The sequence below is a fragment of the Cellvibrio sp. BR genome, assembly GCF_000263355.1.
GTDB lineage: Bacteria > Pseudomonadota > Gammaproteobacteria > Pseudomonadales > Cellvibrionaceae > Cellvibrio.
In genome coordinates this window covers 1-16775 of the sequence record NZ_JH668210.1, presented here as the reverse complement: position 1 = coordinate 16775, position 16775 = coordinate 1, and the positions used below count along the sequence as shown (strand labels likewise).

The window sequence follows — 16775 nt, the reverse complement described above, 5'->3', positions numbered from 1 at the left end:
GCCAACCAAAGAGGTACTCACCTTGCAACTGGACAACGCATCTGTCGCGCAATTGCGCGAATGGGAAAGCCAACTGACCGAACAATATCAGGCTATTCTCGCTAAAAAACTGAATCTGGATTTAACCCGCGGCAAGCCTTCTGCCGAACAATTAAATCTGTCTGATGCAATGGATGGTTTGTTAAACGGTAACTACATTGCCGCCGATGGCACAGACACGCGCAACTATGGCGGCCTCGACGGTTTGCCCGAAGCCAAACAACTGGGCGCACATATTATGGATGTAGACGCCGCCAACGTATTGGTCGGTGGCAATTCCAGCCTGACCCTGATGTTTCAGGTGATGCTCACGGCTTATCAATTTGGCTTGAAGGATGCCGCCAGCGCTTGGAAAAACGAAGGTGAAGTGAAGTTCCTGTGCCCGGTTCCCGGTTATGACCGCCACTATACTGTATGCGACCAACTCGGCATCAAAATGATCAACGTTCCCATGACTTCCACCGGCCCCGACATGGACGTGGTTGAGTCATTAATCAAAGCCGATAAATCCATCAAAGGTATGTGGTGTGTACCCAAGTACTCCAACCCTACCGGCGTGGTGTATAGCGATGAAACCGTTGAGCGCATCGCCAAACTTGGCCAAATCGCCAGCGCAAACTTCCGTGTATTCTGGGATAACGCTTATTCGGTTCACGACCTGACGCCGAATGCGCCCAAACTGGCTAGCATTCTGGAAGCAACTCGTCGCAATGGCACTGAAGACTCCGTGGTGCAATTCGCCTCCACCTCAAAAATTACCCATGCTGGTTCAGGTGTTGCTTTTGTCGCTGCCAGCGCTGCCAACCTTGCAGGTTTCAAGAAGTTCCTGAACAGCTGCACTATCGGCCCGGACAAAGTAAACCAAATCCGCCACACCCGCTTCCTGCCCACTAAAGACGCGCTGATGGCCCATATGGGCAAACACGCTGAACTGCTCAACCCTCGTTTTGACGCGGTATTGACTGCATTGGGCAAGGCGTTTGACGGTACAGATTTAGGTGCGTGGGAAAAACCCGTCGGCGGCTATTTTGTATCTTTTGATACACGCAAAGGCTGCGCGAAAGAAACCGTGCGTCTGGCCGCTGAAGCCGGTGTGAAGTTAACACCTGCTGGCGCAACCTACCCCTACGGCAAAGATCCGGAAGATCGTAATATTCGTATCGCTCCGTCTGTTCCTACCGTACCGGAAGTGGTTGGCGCGATGGAGGTATTTGTGACCTGTGTGAAACTGGCCTCCGTTAAACAACAATTGGCAAGCCTTGGCTAACGCCTGATTACGATTGCTAGCACGTTAAAAGCCGCTCACTGAGCGGCTTTTTTATTGCTTCATGCATGGCGAGAACACGAATATTCTCAACGCATTAAAAACTGACTGATCTAACAACCACCGCTTAATTCCAAAAGACTTGGCGCATTATTCAAAAAGCTTCCTATACTGAAATCAGCCGGAACTGATCCATCACTCTTGCAGTGAAGTATCAAATTCTAATCATTAACAATTTTGCATCCAGAACCAAAACAAAACACTGCTTAATCCCTTCTCTGTGAGAGTCGTTTCAGGAGATTTTTTATGGGTGTTGCCGCTACTGTTGAAAATTACTTAAAAGCAAAACAAATCGAATTTACGCTGCTTGAACATGAATACTGCGAAGGCTCCTACAATACTGCACGCGTAGCAAAAATTGATGATCACTGCCTGGCCAAAGGTGTTTTACTGCGCGACGAAGACTTTCATTACACACTTTGTGTGCTGCCAACCCGCAATAAAATTTTGCGCCATACCTTGAATCAAATTTTTGATCGCCATATGGAGCTGGTGGAAGAGGAAGAACTCAACGAAATATTCCGCGACTGCGCAGAAGGCGCTATTCCCGCACTGGGTGAAGCTTATGGGCTGGATGTTATCTGGGATGAAGAATTGATGGGTGTGGAAGAAGTTTACATAGAAGCTGGCGATCATTGCCATTTAATCCGCCTGAAACAGCCCGACTTTGTGCAACTTATGGAAAACAAACTGCACGATCATTTCAGCGCGGAACGAAGCCATCACAGCAAACTACCCAAGAAATATATCCGTCAGGAGTATGAGCTTTAAACCTCCGGGATCTTAATTAGTCAATTACACCGAAAGAACAAACTCTAGACATAAAAAAACCGCCTTGTTACCAAGGCGGTTTTTTTATACAGAAGGTCGCTTACTACTTGGAGGGAACCAACACTACATTGGGCGCCTTAGCTTCGCGTGCCGCATCAGCGACCGCAACATAAGTACCAGTGTGTGCGGCTACATCAGCCATAATAATTACTGACGCCTTGGGTAACTCAGCACGCAAACGCTCGATGTTAGAGCGAACAGCACGGGTATCCACACGACGCTCACCTTCCTTCTCCATCAACCAGATTTGGTTGTCAGCAGAAATGCGCACCAGGATATTCGGCTCAGCATCATCCGGCGGTGGATTATTGTTTGGCTCTGGAACGTTAGGATTGATACCGATTTCCTTCACAAAGGAGGCGGTAACAATGAAGAAAATCAACATAATGAACACTACGTCGAGCATTGGCGTCAGGTCAATCTCGTTAGTATCATCGCCGGCACGGCCTTTCTTTCTGCGGCTCACTGTGGGTACTCCTCGTGGTGTTATTTGGAACGTTATATTTAGGTATAGAGTAAAAGGCTAATTCTAGCAGTTTTGCCGTCGCAAAAACCAACCCTTTGTGCTGCCAGAAACCAGGAATTTACGCCAAATATTCGGGCTATAGCCTTCATTGGAAGCTCATTTTTTGGCCAACGCTGTTTTCCCGCTGATATCCACTGTGAAGTGTCAATAAACAGGCACATAAGGCAGATCCCACCCAAGCGACCAAAAGTCTCTCACCTGGATGAAAAATCACTGCTACTACGCTTCAACAAGCGCTACTCAACAGAATGACCGCTTAAAAATAATCAGCTAGGCCTGAAAATCTCCAGCCATAAACTAGACAAGATTTTTTGCAAAACTATCCCTTTTTTCGAAACCAAAAGATGGACCGATGTGACGTGTAACACATGCATCAACATCGCCGGCATTCACGCTAGAAAAAACCATCCCAAAAAGTACTTTGCTTTAGCGTGCGAAGAGTTAGTCAGGGAGACATCCAGCGTTAGGCTTAATCATTTTTCCAAAACCCATCTCTTCAAATATTAGTTCCGCCATTGTTGCAGCCCCTATCAACTTAATCTTCTCGCTTTAGGGAAATCGAACACTCGATCAATGTGAGTTTTTAGGTAAACAGCACTTGGGGCATAGTGAAAAAATTAACAACCAGTTTAAAACCTCACACTGAACCCAATGCTGCAACCACAGCGTGGCTACAATGAAATGATTTTCCAAAAGTGCCAACCTTGCAATGAAGAGCTAGCAGCCGTTTTATAGTTTGTTCAGCAGAAAGTAGCGTCTAATCAGCCAGCCGGATAGGAGCACCGCCATCAGTCACAGAATAATTCCTGAATTCGGGTAGATGACTTCATACCAGAAACATATTCAACGACCAAATTGAGCATCAAGCGGGTGTTTTTTTGGATCAGCGGAAGCACAAAAAACTGCATTGAGCTGCTAACACTTAAACGCCAGCCGCCCTCCACCAGCAATAAAAAAACGACTGCAACGCTGCAACTAAAAAACTAATTTTGAAATTATTAGCCATAAACCTTTCCCGGCAACAAAGATAACCAGTTTCTATTTCTTGATGACGCAAAGTCATACAACTAAAAAACTTTCGAAAATATTCCGAAAAAGACATTTTTTTACTAAAAATCATCAAAAAAATGCGTTTTTATTGACTATTTAACGCAAAAAACTTGAATTTTTTTCATAAAGTTTTAACTTATACATGTTGGACTTTTTAATCCATTTATCGACCTTTCGAAAACCATAAAGGAAGCACACCATGGCTGCACGTAAACAAACCGCTGTTAATACTGTTGCAAGTTTGGAACAGCAATTAGCTCAACTGAAAACCCAACTCTCTAAAGCTCGCGCTGCACAAGCAGCAGATGCTGTTAAAGCTGTTGCTGGTTTAGCTAAAGATGCCGCTAAAGCGACTGCTGCATTGAAAGCTGCTCAAACCAAGTTGACTGCTGCTGCTAAAAAGAAAACTCCAGGTTCAGCAAAACAAGTTGCTGCCGCTAAAGCTGCTGTTGCTGCCGCGAAGAAAGAAGCTGCTGCCGCTAAAGCTGCTGTTGTTAGCGCCAAGAAAGAAGCTGCTGCTGCTAAAGCTGCTGCTAAACTTGCCGCTGCTCACGACAAAGCAGTTGCAAAAGCAGAAGCTGCTGTTGCCAAGCGCTTGAAAGCTGCTGCCAAGAAGTCTGCAGCTAAAAGCAAAGTTGCTGAGAAGAAAGCTGCTGCTAAAGCTAAATTAGCTGCTAAGAAAGCCGCCGCCAAAGCAAAACTGGCAGCAAAAAAACAAGCTGCTAAAGCTAAAGCTGCCGCTAAAAAGGCTGCGTTAAAGAAAAAAGCGGCTGATAAAAAAGCGGCAATTAAAGCTAAATTAGCCGCTAAGAAAGCTGCCGCTAAAGCTAAAGTTGCAGCAAAAAAACCAGCTGCTAAGAAAGCTGCCGTTGCCAAACCAGCTGCTGCCAAAAAGCCTGCCGCACCAAAAGCTGCTGCCGCTAAAAAGCCAGCAGTGAAAAAAGCTCCTGCTGTTAAAAAAGCGCCCGCCGCTAAAAAACCAGCTGGTGCAGCGCCTGCAAAACGTGGCCGCAAGCCAAAAGCAGCTGTACCTGCTGCTTAATTTGTGAAGCACCAATAAAAAAGGCACCGAAAGGTGCCTTTTTTATTGGTGGAACTTTATCTATTAAACCAAAGCTACTCTTAGCCAGCTATCTGATCTTGGTGTGCCATATGACTAAAAACATAGGCATACATTATTAACCGCTCGTCATCACTGAGATCAGAAAACTCAATTCCGTAACTCACTAACGCGCCCTCTTCAATATTGTCAGTGGGATCCACTCGAGATCGAACAACTCCCTTAAGTACTAACGAGTGCTTTAACCCGAGAATATCAACAACTGCTTGCAGCTCAAGCATATCCCCCAGTTCAGCAACATCTGAAAACAATTCTATTCTGCAACCATTGACACTAATATCGGCGATAAAACCTGTCACCGGTGAAGCCGTAAGGTCGCTAACAGAGGTGATTTCGATTTTCTCATGCACCGTTACACGAGTCGCACTACGAATTCCCTTAAAGGTAACAGACTCCGGAAAGCTCAGATGCAAAATCGGATAAGGTTCTGTGGTTTGTGCCTCCACCATTCCTGCAAAAACACCGATACCATTATCAATCATTAACCGTACAACGATTTTCTGACCCGCCCTGAATCGCACCAATTTACCGGATAGCTTTGGAACGGACAGCAGCAACGCACGCCCAGGTAAACAGCCGATTAGTCGACATGAAAAACGCTCCGGCTGCCCGGAAAGAGAAGAGGTTTGCAATTGCAACGGATAGCCGTAAGCCAATTTTAGATCTTCGAATTTCATTGCAGCAGTCACTAATTGTAAGTTGTTATTTTTTTAGTGTAGCAGTGTACAAAAGCTTTGCCCGAGGGCTTTGGTAACGGGATGAGCAGTATCTCGTTTACACCGGCCCCGGTTGTTGCAGCGCCTCGGCAGAGAGCACACCGAACTCTTTATTCCACTCAATGAGCAGGATTGCCAAGGCTTTCGATTGTTCAAAGAGAGACAATAGCTCTTCGTATGTATCTTTAGGGCCGTGATAAAGTTTTATCTGGCGATGCCTGTTAGCTAGCACATGCTGCAAATGCTGCGAGCGGTAGACTTCCAATTTCCACCGCAGATTGTGCGCCATATTACGGTAATAGACTAATTTAGTTGCACGAGAAATGGGACTGGTTGCATTGAGGGGGCCAAACACATTGATGTCCAATGCGAGCACGGTAGATTCTTTTGCGCTTTGATCCGCAATAATAGTAGCGGTGCGCGGTTGGCCAACTAACTGCGCCAGATCACCAAATACTTCACCCGGTGTTACATAATTCACCAGATCACTTTGCAGAGGCTGATCGACGTAAACAGCCAACTTGCCCTTTAACAAAAAATACAACCAATTACTTTGTTCACCTTTTTGCACCACTATTTCACCGGGCAGGTAAGAAACGATGCGGGATGCTTGAACTAGCAAATCAAATTGCTTAGGGTCTTGCTGACGAACGGCTTTGAAAAATGAGATTCCTGAGAGTAAATGCTCCAGGGTAGCTTTAGGATATTTATGTATAGGCTTCGTTTCCATCATTGACCCGTGTCACTGTGTATTTGTCTTTACTTGCCGATAGGGCTACCAGCTTATATCACCTTTATAGAAAGGGCATCATACTACTGAAAAGAGGCAGAACAACGGTAGACATCTCATTTACACAGTTCGCTCCTTGTTCATTTTTCTATATCATACAAACGTACTTATAATAACGGCAGCAACAGCTACTAAAGAATAAATTAACCACAGACAATAAAGTCTCATTAATAGAGAGTTGTACCACTATGCGATTGAGCCACCTATTACGCGTATTGCCCGGCCTCCTTCTGGCAACCCTGAGTCAATTTCTACATGCAGAGCCAATGTTAAATGGTGTGGGGGTTCACCAGGAACTTGGCCGTGAAGTTTTTATTGGCGCGCTCTTTTCGGAGTCGCTGAGCAATGATGCAGGCACCCTGTTGAGAAACTCGCAGCCCATGCGCATGGAATTAAAAATAGTTGCCCCTGAAGGCATCACTGCACGTCGGTTCAGCCGCTTGTGGATTGAAGGGCTTGCCGTGAACAGTAAAGCCGATGAATTAATGGCGCAGGCAGACAATACTGTACTTTTTGACAATATGTTCAAGGGACGCTTACAAAAAGACGATCACGTTGTAATCGCAAGTGCACCCGGCGCTGGAATATCGGTCAACCTGAATAATATTGAACTGGGCAAGATCGAAGATGAGTCCTTCTTTTATATGTTACTGGCCACCTGGATTGGCAACGTACCGCTATCATCTGATTATCGCGATAGCCTGTTAAAAGTTGGTGATGTCGACGCTGGCTTACGTGGCCGATTTGCCGCTATTGCACCTGCAGCAAATCGCGCAGCAGAAATTAATGCCTGGAATAATAAACTCCCCGCCGTGGAGCCGATTACTGCAGCGCAAGCACCAGCAGAAGTGCCCAAACTGGATGCACCTGCTTTCGATAAACCTAAACTGGATATACCTTTGCCAGTTGCCCAAAAGAGTAGTGTAAGCAAATCATCAGCAGCCCCCGTAATTGCACAAGTGGCATCAAGTGCACCTGCAGCTGCTGCACCGGTTTCAACACCTGTTGCCGAAGGGGAAGAGGATGAAGGCCCGGCACTCACCGCACAAACACTCTTGGCACGCCAGTTCTACGTATCGGATTCAATTAAGAAAATCCGCACCAAAACCAAATATCCTCAACGTGCATTAGATCGCAATCAAGCGGGTAACGTGCGGGTCGCTGTTGTGGTTGATCGCGATGGAAACTTGATTAGCAGTAGTATTATTGAGAGCAGCCAATACGACTTGTTAAACAGAGAAGCACTGGAAGCAATCAAACGTTCAGCGCCCTTTCCTGCATTGCCAGAAGCCATCTCAGGGACTCGTTTTGAATTCAGCGTCCCCATGCGCTGGGCCCTCCCCTGATTCAGGAGTATAGCGCGATAAAATCGCCATAAGCACACAACAAAAAGCCACCTCAAGGTGGCTTTTTTAGTTATATCTCAGGCTGAAAATAATTAGCTCAACTGACGCAAACGCTGCTCAATCACCTTATGAATTCCCGATCGTTCCAACCCGGAATGTTCTGTTAAACGATCCAAATGAATCGCGTGCAAATGCAAACAAGGGGTTGATGCGTCCAACTCGCGCAGGTCTCCCTTCATTAATACCGGCAATAAGGGCTTATTAGGAGGTAACTTCTGACGAACAATATTCAACCCCATTTGTAAGGGTACTGCTCGATATTTAACAGTACCGCTGCGAAATGGAATACGTAAAAACAAACACGGGCGGGATTGATAAATGCCGGGAATAATCTCCATACCCGTTGGTGTCACTGCCGATTCAGGGATGCCATTAAACGTGTCGTGCGGTGCGTAAGGGTTGGGCAAAATCACCAACTTACGCTCCTCTTCTTTTGGGAAGAAAATATTGTAGTTGGTATAGAGTTGCTCTACGGAGCTTGAGTAAACACACAGTCTGTTTTCGAACCCCATAACGAAATCAACCGCGCGTTGCCGCTGGTTAAAAGCATCGAGATCCCAGATAAGATCCTTGTTGTCAGAGGCTATTGTCACAGTAGAACCTGCAGTTGGTTAAAAATAGTCGCACAATTTAGCGCAGTATGGGCGAGCAAGCGCCCATGCTACCTGACATCAATATCTAATGCTTCAACCTGTTGAAGAATAGCACGCAGCTGCGCCAAGCCGGGTTCACTGAATAAAAATCCGGCCCGGGTATGACCGAGATATTCCGTTTCATCAATAGCCGCGCAGGCCGTGCGAATAGTTTCAAGAGGAGGACAGTGGCGAAACGAGCTGGATAAAAAAATCGCCCATTCATTTTCACTCGCCTGACCAACCAATACCTTTTGTAACAGGGCAATTACATCGGCCTTTGTCATTAAATAATGTGGCGTTTTTACCCAGAGCAAAACCGCCATTACCATTAAAAACACAGCAAGAGTAATGACAAACGCCAGCATACTAATTAGTGCTCACGGGTTGCGCGGAACACTACCTCGGGGTGACGCTCCTGGGTTAAGGATAGATTTACCCGCGACGGTGCGAGATAGGTCAGGTGACCGCCGCCATCCAACGCGAGATTCTCGGCGCATTTACGTTTAAATTCTTCCAGCTTTTTGGTGTCATCGCAGTCACACCAGCGCGCGGTGGTCACATTCACTGGCTCATACATAGCTTCCACTTTGTATTCATCCTTCAAACGATAGGCCACCACTTCAAATTGCAGTACACCCACAGCGCCAACCACAATATCGTTATTGTTAACCGGGAAAAATACCTGGGTCGACCCCTCTTCCGATAATTGCTGCAGGCCTTTTTGCAGCTGTTTCATTTTCAGTGGATCTTTCAAGCGAATGCGACGAAACAATTCAGGCGCAAAGTGAGGGATACCGGTGAACTTGAGGCTCTCCCCTTCGGTAAAGGTATCGCCAATTTGAATAGTGCCGTGGTTGTGCAAACCGATAATATCGCCAGCAATTGCCTCTTCCACTGCACTGCGGTCACCCGCCATAAAGGTTACTGCATCGGCAATTTTTACATCCTTCCCTAAACGCACATGCTTCATTTTCATGCCCTGCGAATAAGTGCCGGAACAGATGCGCATAAAGGCGATGCGGTCGCGATGTTTTGGATCCATATTCGCCTGAATTTTAAAAATAAAACCGCTGAACTTTTCTTCCGCCGGCTCAACCAAACGCTCATGGGTTGCACGCGCACGCGGGGTTGGTGCCCACTCGACAAAGCCATCCAGCATTTCACGCACACCAAAATTACCCAGTGCGGTACCAAAAAATACCGGCGTCATACGCCCCGCCAAATATTCATCCAAATCAAACTGATGGGTTGCACCGCGCACAAATTCAATTTGATCGCGAATATCCTGCGCGTAACTGCCCAGCAGTTTGGTAGCCTCGTCGCTATCCAACCCGTTGATTTGAATATCATCGGGAATTGTGTGCCCCATGCCCTGCTGATAAACGTGAATCACATCAGTATAAAAATTATAGACGCCGACAAATTCCTTGCCGCTCCCCAAAGGCCAATTGATGGGCGCAGCAGTAATTTTTAGTACGTTTTCAATTTCATCCAGCAGCTCAACCGCATCGCGACTTTCACGATCCATTTTGTTGATAAAAGTGAGAATGGGTGTGTCACGCAGGCGGCAGACTTCCATCAATTTAATAGTGCGATCTTCTACACCTTTTGCGCCATCGATCATCATCAGCACCGAGTCCACCGCAGTGAGTGTGCGATAAGTATCTTCCGAGAAGTCTTCGTGGCCGGGAGTATCAAGCAGGTTGACTATGCGATCTTTATAGGGAAATTGCATTACCGATGAGGTTACGGAAATTCCGCGCTCCTGCTCCATAGTCATCCAGTCAGATTTGGCGTGCGGGCCGCGCTTACCTTTAACCGAACCGGCTAACTGAATGGCGTTACCCCAGAGCAATAATTTTTCGGTGACAGTAGTTTTACCGGCGTCGGGGTGAGAAATAATGGCAAAGGTACGGCGCTTTGCCAGTTCAGCAGTTAAATTAATCATAGAAATATCGCGTGTTAAAAATGAAGAAAAAGATGAGGAAATTATAACCTGTTGCGCAAGCTTGCGCGCGTTAGGCCTCAGCGAGCAGGGTCTGCTGTTGGATATGTGTTTTGAGCCAGCACCAAGCCCAAATACCGAGGCCGAGATTGGCAAATGCAGTGGCAATAAAGATACCAATCATGCCCCACCAATGCTGCCCCAACCAGGCAAGTGGCAAATAAATATAAAAGACGCGTCCCGAGGAAATAATCATTGCCGGCCAGGGACGCCCCAAACCATTAAAGGCCGCGTTGACCGACATCACCAACCCATAGGCGCCATAACTGATAGGCACAATCATAAAATAAGCGGCAGTGATGCTGACAACTTCGGGGTGATCGCCAAATAGGCGGGCAATCTCCGCCCCAAAAATACCCAGCAATAATGCCAGCCCCAAACCAAATGCGAGGCAGAAAACCGTCAGTACCCGCAAGGCTTCCTGTAATCGCTCTACGCGACCTGCACCGTAATTCTGCCCAAAAAATGGCCCAACTACTCCCGAAAGGGCATAAAACACTATCAATGCCAAAGGTTCTATGCGCATCGCAATACCCAGTGCGGCAACCGCATCGGTGCCGTACGCAGCTACCATCGCAACCACTATTGCACTGGCAAACGGAATGATGACATTGGCAAACATCGCTGGCACACCCACCTCAATAATGGCCATCCACGACGCCTTTAATTTCTGCCAGGGCAAGAATGGGGTCACCAGCATATGTACGCGCGCGTGCAATATATAGAGCGCCACCACCAACATCAGCGCGCGGGTAATTAATGTCGCCAATGCTGCGCCCTGTAATCCCAGCGCTGGAAACCCGAGTAAACCAAAGATCAACAGCGGGTCGAGCAGTACATTCAATAGCGCTGCGCCCCCCATCAAATAGCCCTGCACCTGACTCATGCCCATCGCCCGCAGGGCGGATAAACACACCATCGGCACCATTAAACAAGGGGCACTGAAATACCAGATCGACATGTAAGAGCGGATGAGCGGGATTAAATCGGGCGTAGCGCCCAAGGCGAGAAACAGCGGTTCCAGGGTAACCCAGCCGAGTAAACACACACTGGCGGAGATAATAAAGGTGAGGCTCATGGCATCGGTTGCCAGGCGCTTGGCTTTGTGTGGATCACCCTCGCCAATCGCACGTGCTACCGCGGAGGAAGTACCCGCCCCAAGACCAATGCCGAGACTGGTGAGCACCATAATGACCGGAAAAGTAAAACTGAGTGCTGCAAGGGGCTCGCGCCCTAATTGGGCAATAAAAAAAGTCTCTATTGCATTGAGCGACATAGTTGCCATCAGCCCCCAAACCAAGGGCAGCGCCAAACTTTTTAATTGTTCGGGAACGCGCCCTTCGGTAAGGGTTGCCTGTAGGGGTGTTGCCATAAAAACTGCCAAATGCGCGGAACAAAAATGGGCGTGCAGTATACACCAGTCCCCTTGTGGCCCCGCGCTTGCGGCTGTTAAAGCTGCGACAAAGTGTCGCACACGGCAAGGGATAATCGGTTATTGCGCCCCTTAGCGCTATAATCGCCAAACACATTGTGGCAACAGCCAGCGATCGAGCAATGAACTCCAACAATCCTAAATCGGATACCACCAACCGGGCACCATTTACCCTCGCTGACCACGGCCAACATCTTGGCTACTGGGTAATTATCCGTACGCTCGTTTTAATTTGTTTAGGTATTGCCGCCCTGTTTTGTCTTTGGCGAGATTCAATCAATCTTCCTTTTACGGAAATACTTATTGCGCTGGTAATATTAACCAGTGTGAATTTGTTAACTTTTTCGCGCTTGCGACAAAAACTACCGGTTACTGATATTGAGTTTTTTATCCAGCTATTGATTGACCTCGCCTGCTTAAGTGCCGTTTTTTATTTTAGCGGCGGTGCCAATAACCCCTTTGTTTCTTATTTTTTAGTACCCATTTGCATCTCCGCTGCCACGTTAAACAGTCGCTACACATTGAGCATTACCACAATCAGTATTATCAGTTATTCCATCTTGTTATTTTTTAATATTCCTCTGCCCGCACTTGCGCCACACCAGCATCATGGCGGAGATTCTTTGAACTTACATGCGTTGGGAATGTGGCTGAATTTTTTTATCAGTGCCGGACTCATTACTTATTTCGTCGTGAAAATGGCGCGTGATTTACGTCTGCAAGAAGCACAATTAAATCGCTGGCGTGAAGACCAACTGCGCGACGAACAGGTTATGGCTGTCGCAACCCTTGCCGCCGGAACGGCGCATGAACTGGGAACACCATTATCCAGCATGAAATTACTGCTTAATGAGCTACGCGATGAATACCAAAGCAATACACATCTACAAAAAGACTTAGTGCTACTACAAGACCAAGTGGCTCACTGCTCAACAATTTTGCGTAATTTAATCGCCACTGCCGAACAAACCAAAGATGGCCAAGTCGCCAAAGAACCCGTCGATAACTACTGTAAAAACCTATTGGAAAACTGGCAACTGATGCGCCCCGATGTCACCGCACAAATTCATCTGGCCAATAACCAAGTATCTGTAGAATGCCAATTTCATCCGACCATTGCACAAGCAATTTTAAATCTGTTGAATAATGCCGCCGATGCAAGCCCGACAAATATTCAGATTGATATTCACTGGGATAAACAACAACTTTATTGGACGATAACCGATGAAGGACCGGGCATTAATAAGGAGGTACAAGCGCACCTTGGGAAAAGTGTGGTATCGACAAAAAATAAAGGGATGGGCATTGGTTTGCTGCTGACACAAACCACTATTAATCGTTACGGTGGTGAAGTACGTTTATACAATCGAGCTATACGCGGCGCAATTACCGAACTGGTACTTCCGCTTAAACCGCCATCCGTTGCGAGCAACCACGATGAATAACCGGGACTTTCTCATTCTGGATGACGACATCACCTTCGCCAGCCTATTAACACGGGCCTTGGAGCGCCGTAACCTATTGTGCGAAGCGGCCAATAGCCCTAGCGATGCATTACAGTTATTAGAAAAGTTTCATTTCAAGCGCGCGATTGTCGATTTGAAATTAGGAGCGGATTCTGGTTTGCAATTTATTCGCGAACTCAAATTGCGCCAACCGGATGTGGTAATCGTAATGCTCACAGGATATTCAAGTATTTCTACTGCAGTAGAGGCAGTCAAACTCGGTGCAACTAATTATCTGTGCAAGCCCGCCGATGCAAATGAAATACTGGCGGCATTTGATACGGAAGAGTCATCGTTTACGGTAGATATAGATTACTCACCAATTTCAGTTGATCGACTGGAATGGGAACATATACAACGTGTGCTACAAGAAAATGCGGGGAATATTTCCGCTACGGCACGGGCATTGGGAATGCATCGTCGAACCTTACAACGCAAATTGCAGAAGCGCCCGGTAAAACACTAAAGCTGGCGCGCCATAAGCAAAGCATCTTCATGTCCATTGGCGGTGGGATAATAATTTTTGCGATTACCCAGTTCAAAAAAACCTGCTTTGGAATAGAGTTCAATCGCTTTTTGATTGGACACCCTCACCTCAAGAAAAAGCATATCTGCCTTGCCTGCCACACATTGCGTGGCGTATTCCAGCAAAGACTGGCCAATACCTTTGCGTTGAAACGCGGGCGAAACAGCCAAATTCAATAGCTCTGCATCACCGCCACCATGAGTGACAACAACATAACCTACCAGGGTGTTTTTGGTCTCTGCCAGCCAACATTTTTGCCGCCCTTTCAAGCAGTCCTCAAAGCTGGATTGCCGCCAGGGATGTGAATGCGCACTGCGCTCCAGCTGCATAACGGCAGGAATATCCGCCGCAGTAATTTCACGCAAACAAAGTTCGAGACCAGTGTAAGTAACAAAATGTGGAATATCATTCATGAAATAAATCTATTTAACGCTCGCCCAAAAATGAGCCTTAAGACGGGGCTGCTGCAACAATTCCACCAAGCTCGGCAAAATAATGGCGCGCAGCGAATTCACACCAGTTCCCGTAGAGTTCAACACATGTTCCTGCCAATAGACATCTGCAGGTTTTATTTCGGCGTCCAACAAATAACGAGCGGCGTTGTCCCCCATCAACCACAATCTGTTAATTGGGCGCAACTCGTTCTCTACAGCGAGCCAGGTTTGCAATTCATTGCGCGCGTCATCGGCTGTACGCGAAACAAATCGGTTTTCAATCATCGGCCAACGCATGACCTCTTCGCGCAAATCAGGTTTTATCGTTGGTAAAAATGTGCGCAACAAATTATTCAACAATAATTCTGTTGGTAGGGCCAAACTGGAATTGCGCGAATCGACAATCAAAAAACCGGGTGCAGGGCGCCATAAGCTCAATGCAAATGGCTCAATAACAGGTGCTTTTTTGGTTTCAAACTGATCAAGAATGCTAGCTGCATTAATAGGTACAGTTAATTTTTTAACGGGTGCCACATCGGCAAGAATTTCAGATGCGACACTATTGCCGACGGGCGCGGCTAACGGCGTTAATGTTATGGGGGACAAAGAAGTTGGCGCGAACTTATCTTGCAATAACGAGGGCTCTTGCGCCGCTACCGAAATGGGCAGTTCACAAACAACCGATGGCGGAGCAAAAGGTAATATCATGCGCGGCATGTAATTTTCTATGCCTAGCGCAGAAAGATAAGCTTGCCGTTGCGGCTCATTCGCCATTGTCTTTAAATTCCACCATGCTGTGGGTGCGCTTTTGCACCGCGCGATACGAGCAAGTTCAATGCATGCACATAAGCCTTAACCGAAGCAGCCACTATATCGGTATCCGCTCCCACACCGTTAACAATCTGGCCTCGATGCTCAAGCCTAACCGTGACTTCACCTTGAGAATCCGTACCCTGGGTAATCGCATTGACAGAGTAGAGCTGCAATACGGCACCGCTATTCGCCAAAGTCTCAATCGCTTTAAATGCAGCATCAACAGGGCCTGAACCAGTAGACGCTACTGATAGGCTTTCTCCACTTACCTTTAATTGCAACGATGCTTTAGGGTTCTGCCCCGTTTTGCAGTGAATCTCTAGAGCCTGAAATTCATAAACATCAACAAGTTCGTGAGTTTGCGAAGCGCTAACCAATGCCTGTAAATCTTCATCAAAAATTTCATGTTTCTTATCAGCCAACTCTTTGAACTTGGCAAACGCATTATTGAGCGCATCGCTATCCGCAAAACTTATACCCAAGGCTTCAAATCGAGCTTTCACCGCAGCGCGCCCTGAGTGTTTGCCCAAAACCAATTTATTGGTATTCCAACCTACATCTTCCGCGCGCATAATTTCGTAGGTTTCGCGATGCTTTAAAATACCATCCTGATGAATTCCCGACTCATGTGCAAAAGCATTTGCACCCACTATTGCCTTGTTAGGCTGCACCGGAAAACCGGTGATCGTTGAAACCAGACGCGAGGTTGGCACTATGTGGCTTATATCAATACTTGTTTCAACGGGCATTAAATCTTTGCGCGTTTTCACTGCCATTACAATTTCTTCAAGTGCAGCATTACCCGCTCTTTCTCCCAAGCCATTGATTGTACACTCGACTTGCCGTGCACCATACATAACTGCAGAGAGTGAATTGGCAACGGCAAGGCCCAAATCGTTGTGACAGTGGGTAGAGAAAATCGCTTTATCAGAATTAGGAACTGCTTCTATCAAGCGGCGAAACAGTAAGCCATATTCTCCAGGCTCACCGTAACCAACGGTATCGGGTAAATTAATCGTGCGCGCGCCCGCATTAATCACCGACTCAATAATGCGGCACATGAATTCGAACTCTGAACGGCTGGCATCTTCAAGTGAAAACTCAACATCATCGGTAAACTGACGCGCTAGTTTAATCGCTGCAACAGCCTGCTCTAATACTTTGGGCGGCTCCATTTGCAGCTTGTATTTCATATGAATGGAAGATGTGGCGATAAAGGTATGTATACGCCCTGAATTGGCCGGTTTGATAGCTTCTGCTGCACGTTCAATATCTCCCTTCACCGCACGCGCCAAACTACAGACAGTTGAATCTTTTATTACTTCGGCAACCGCACGTACTGACTCAAAATCACCAGGACTGGCAATCGCAAAACCAGCCTCAATGACATCTACACGCATTTTTTCAAGCATTTTTGCAATGCGAACTTTTTCATCCCGGGTCATAGAAGCACCGGGACTTTGCTCCCCATCGCGCAAAGTAGTATCAAAAATCACCAGTTTGTCTTTGCTGCTCATAAAAAAATCCCATGAAATTTATTGGCTAATTATACGTCAGCCATCGGAAAATTAGTGTGCGAACCCCGGATCGAATTTTTAGATAATAAAATGAAAAAAGACTATG

16 protein-coding genes are annotated in these 16775 nt (G+C 46.8%); 6 read left to right on the top strand and 10 right to left on the bottom strand.

The window, feature by feature from the left end:
- Positions 1-22 precede the first annotated feature (22 nt).
- A complete protein-coding gene (locus tag O59_RS20555) occupies positions 23-1306 on the top strand; it encodes an aminotransferase class I/II-fold pyridoxal phosphate-dependent enzyme (protein ID WP_007646302.1) in 1284 nt (427 codons plus the stop codon).
- 303 nt (positions 1307-1609) lie between these two features.
- On the top strand, positions 1610-2134 hold the full coding sequence (locus O59_RS20550) for an aminoacyl-tRNA deacylase (protein ID WP_007646300.1): 525 nt from the start codon (positions 1610-1612) through the stop codon (positions 2132-2134).
- Between the two features lie 103 nt (positions 2135-2237).
- On the opposite strand, the gene O59_RS20545 is transcribed toward O59_RS20550, so the two are convergent.
- Positions 2238-2660 (bottom strand): biopolymer transporter ExbD, encoded by a 423-nt coding sequence (locus O59_RS20545; RefSeq protein WP_007646299.1) that lies wholly within the window; start codon positions 2658-2660, stop codon positions 2238-2240.
- Between the two features lie 1309 nt (positions 2661-3969).
- On the opposite strand from O59_RS20545, the gene O59_RS20540 reads away from it, so the two are divergent.
- A complete protein-coding gene (locus O59_RS20540; protein WP_007646295.1) occupies positions 3970-4812 on the top strand; it encodes a hypothetical protein in 843 nt (280 codons plus the stop codon).
- Between the two features lie 80 nt (positions 4813-4892).
- Here O59_RS20540 and O59_RS20535 read toward each other — a convergent pair whose 3' ends face one another.
- Complete coding sequence (locus O59_RS20535) at positions 4893-5567, bottom strand: flagellar brake protein (RefSeq protein ID WP_007646293.1); 675 nt, start codon at positions 5565-5567, stop codon at positions 4893-4895.
- A gap of 97 nt (positions 5568-5664) precedes the next feature.
- Positions 5665-6339 (bottom strand): cyclic nucleotide-binding domain-containing protein, encoded by a 675-nt coding sequence (locus O59_RS20530; protein ID WP_007646291.1) that lies wholly within the window; start codon positions 6337-6339, stop codon positions 5665-5667.
- A gap of 245 nt (positions 6340-6584) precedes the next feature.
- Here O59_RS20530 and O59_RS21235 point away from each other — a divergent pair, with 245 nt between their 5' ends.
- The gene (locus O59_RS21235) at positions 6585-7742 is read left to right on the top strand and encodes a TonB family protein (protein WP_081489761.1); all 1158 of its coding nucleotides are present in this window, start codon (positions 6585-6587) and stop codon (positions 7740-7742) included.
- Between the two features lie 92 nt (positions 7743-7834).
- Here O59_RS21235 and O59_RS20520 read toward each other — a convergent pair whose 3' ends face one another.
- The 4 genes from O59_RS20520 to O59_RS20505 form a co-directional block, all read right to left on the bottom strand.
- Positions 7835-8395 carry a hypothetical protein gene (locus tag O59_RS20520; protein WP_007646287.1) on the bottom strand — a complete coding sequence of 187 codons (561 nt, stop codon included), beginning with the start codon at positions 8393-8395 and terminating at the stop codon, positions 7835-7837.
- Positions 8396-8463: 68 nt separating this feature from the next.
- A complete protein-coding gene (locus tag O59_RS20515; protein WP_007646285.1) occupies positions 8464-8802 on the bottom strand; it encodes a hypothetical protein in 339 nt (112 codons plus the stop codon).
- A 5-nt stretch (positions 8803-8807) separates the two neighbouring features.
- Entirely contained in the window at positions 8808-10385 is a 1578-nt protein-coding gene (locus tag O59_RS20510) for a peptide chain release factor 3 (protein WP_007646283.1), read from the bottom strand.
- A 70-nt stretch (positions 10386-10455) separates the two neighbouring features.
- Positions 10456-11814, bottom strand: coding sequence for an MATE family efflux transporter (locus tag O59_RS20505; RefSeq protein ID WP_007646281.1), 1359 nt, complete (start codon positions 11812-11814; stop codon positions 10456-10458).
- Between the two features lie 182 nt (positions 11815-11996).
- Here O59_RS20505 and O59_RS20500 point away from each other — a divergent pair, with 182 nt between their 5' ends.
- Positions 11997-13319 carry an ATP-binding protein gene (locus O59_RS20500; RefSeq protein WP_007646279.1) on the top strand — a complete coding sequence of 441 codons (1323 nt, stop codon included), beginning with the start codon at positions 11997-11999 and terminating at the stop codon, positions 13317-13319.
- Positions 13312-13845, top strand: a complete 534-nt coding sequence (locus O59_RS20495) for a response regulator transcription factor (protein ID WP_007646278.1) — start codon at positions 13312-13314, stop codon at positions 13843-13845. The genes O59_RS20500 and O59_RS20495 overlap by 8 nt, the downstream gene beginning before the upstream one ends.
- Here O59_RS20495 and rimI read toward each other — a convergent pair.
- The 3 genes from rimI to O59_RS20480 are packed head-to-tail and all read right to left on the bottom strand — an operon-like array spanning position 13842 to position 16669.
- The gene (gene rimI, locus O59_RS20490) at positions 13842-14318 is read right to left on the bottom strand and encodes a ribosomal protein S18-alanine N-acetyltransferase (RefSeq protein WP_007646276.1); all 477 of its coding nucleotides are present in this window, start codon (positions 14316-14318) and stop codon (positions 13842-13844) included. The genes O59_RS20495 and rimI overlap by 4 nt on opposite strands.
- A gap of 9 nt (positions 14319-14327) precedes the next feature.
- Entirely contained in the window at positions 14328-15113 is a 786-nt protein-coding gene (locus tag O59_RS20485; RefSeq protein WP_040393892.1) for a hypothetical protein, read from the bottom strand.
- 5 nt (positions 15114-15118) lie between these two features.
- Positions 15119-16669: a 2-isopropylmalate synthase gene (locus O59_RS20480; RefSeq protein ID WP_007646261.1), complete on the bottom strand. Its 1551-nt coding sequence runs from the start codon at positions 16667-16669 to the stop codon at positions 15119-15121.
- Between the last annotated feature and the right edge of the window lie 106 nt (positions 16670-16775).

Bases quoted from the DNA above. Each gene is read 5' to 3' on its own strand.
- O59_RS20550 (WP_007646300.1), top strand. From the start codon at position 1,610: ATGGGTGTTGCCGCTACTGTTGAAAATTACTTAAAAGCAAAACAAATC.
- O59_RS20540 (WP_007646295.1), top strand. From the start codon at position 3,970: ATGGCTGCACGTAAACAAACCGCTGTTAATACTGTTGCAAGTTTGGAA.
- O59_RS20535 (WP_007646293.1), bottom strand. From the start codon at position 5,567: ATGAAATTCGAAGATCTAAAATTGGCTTACGGCTATCCGTTGCAATTG.
- O59_RS20530 (WP_007646291.1), bottom strand. From the start codon at position 6,339: ATGATGGAAACGAAGCCTATACATAAATATCCTAAAGCTACCCTGGAG.
- O59_RS21235 (WP_081489761.1), top strand. From the start codon at position 6,585: ATGCGATTGAGCCACCTATTACGCGTATTGCCCGGCCTCCTTCTGGCA.
- O59_RS20515 (WP_007646285.1), bottom strand. From the start codon at position 8,802: ATGCTGGCGTTTGTCATTACTCTTGCTGTGTTTTTAATGGTAATGGCG.
- O59_RS20510 (WP_007646283.1), bottom strand. From the start codon at position 10,385: ATGATTAATTTAACTGCTGAACTGGCAAAGCGCCGTACCTTTGCCATT.
- O59_RS20505 (WP_007646281.1), bottom strand. From the start codon at position 11,814: ATGGCAACACCCCTACAGGCAACCCTTACCGAAGGGCGCGTTCCCGAA.
- O59_RS20500 (WP_007646279.1), top strand. From the start codon at position 11,997: ATGAACTCCAACAATCCTAAATCGGATACCACCAACCGGGCACCATTT.
- O59_RS20495 (WP_007646278.1), top strand. From the start codon at position 13,312: ATGAATAACCGGGACTTTCTCATTCTGGATGACGACATCACCTTCGCC.
- rimI (WP_007646276.1), bottom strand. From the start codon at position 14,318: ATGAATGATATTCCACATTTTGTTACTTACACTGGTCTCGAACTTTGT.
- O59_RS20485 (WP_040393892.1), bottom strand. From the start codon at position 15,113: ATGGCGAATGAGCCGCAACGGCAAGCTTATCTTTCTGCGCTAGGCATA.
- O59_RS20480 (WP_007646261.1), bottom strand. From the start codon at position 16,669: ATGAGCAGCAAAGACAAACTGGTGATTTTTGATACTACTTTGCGCGAT.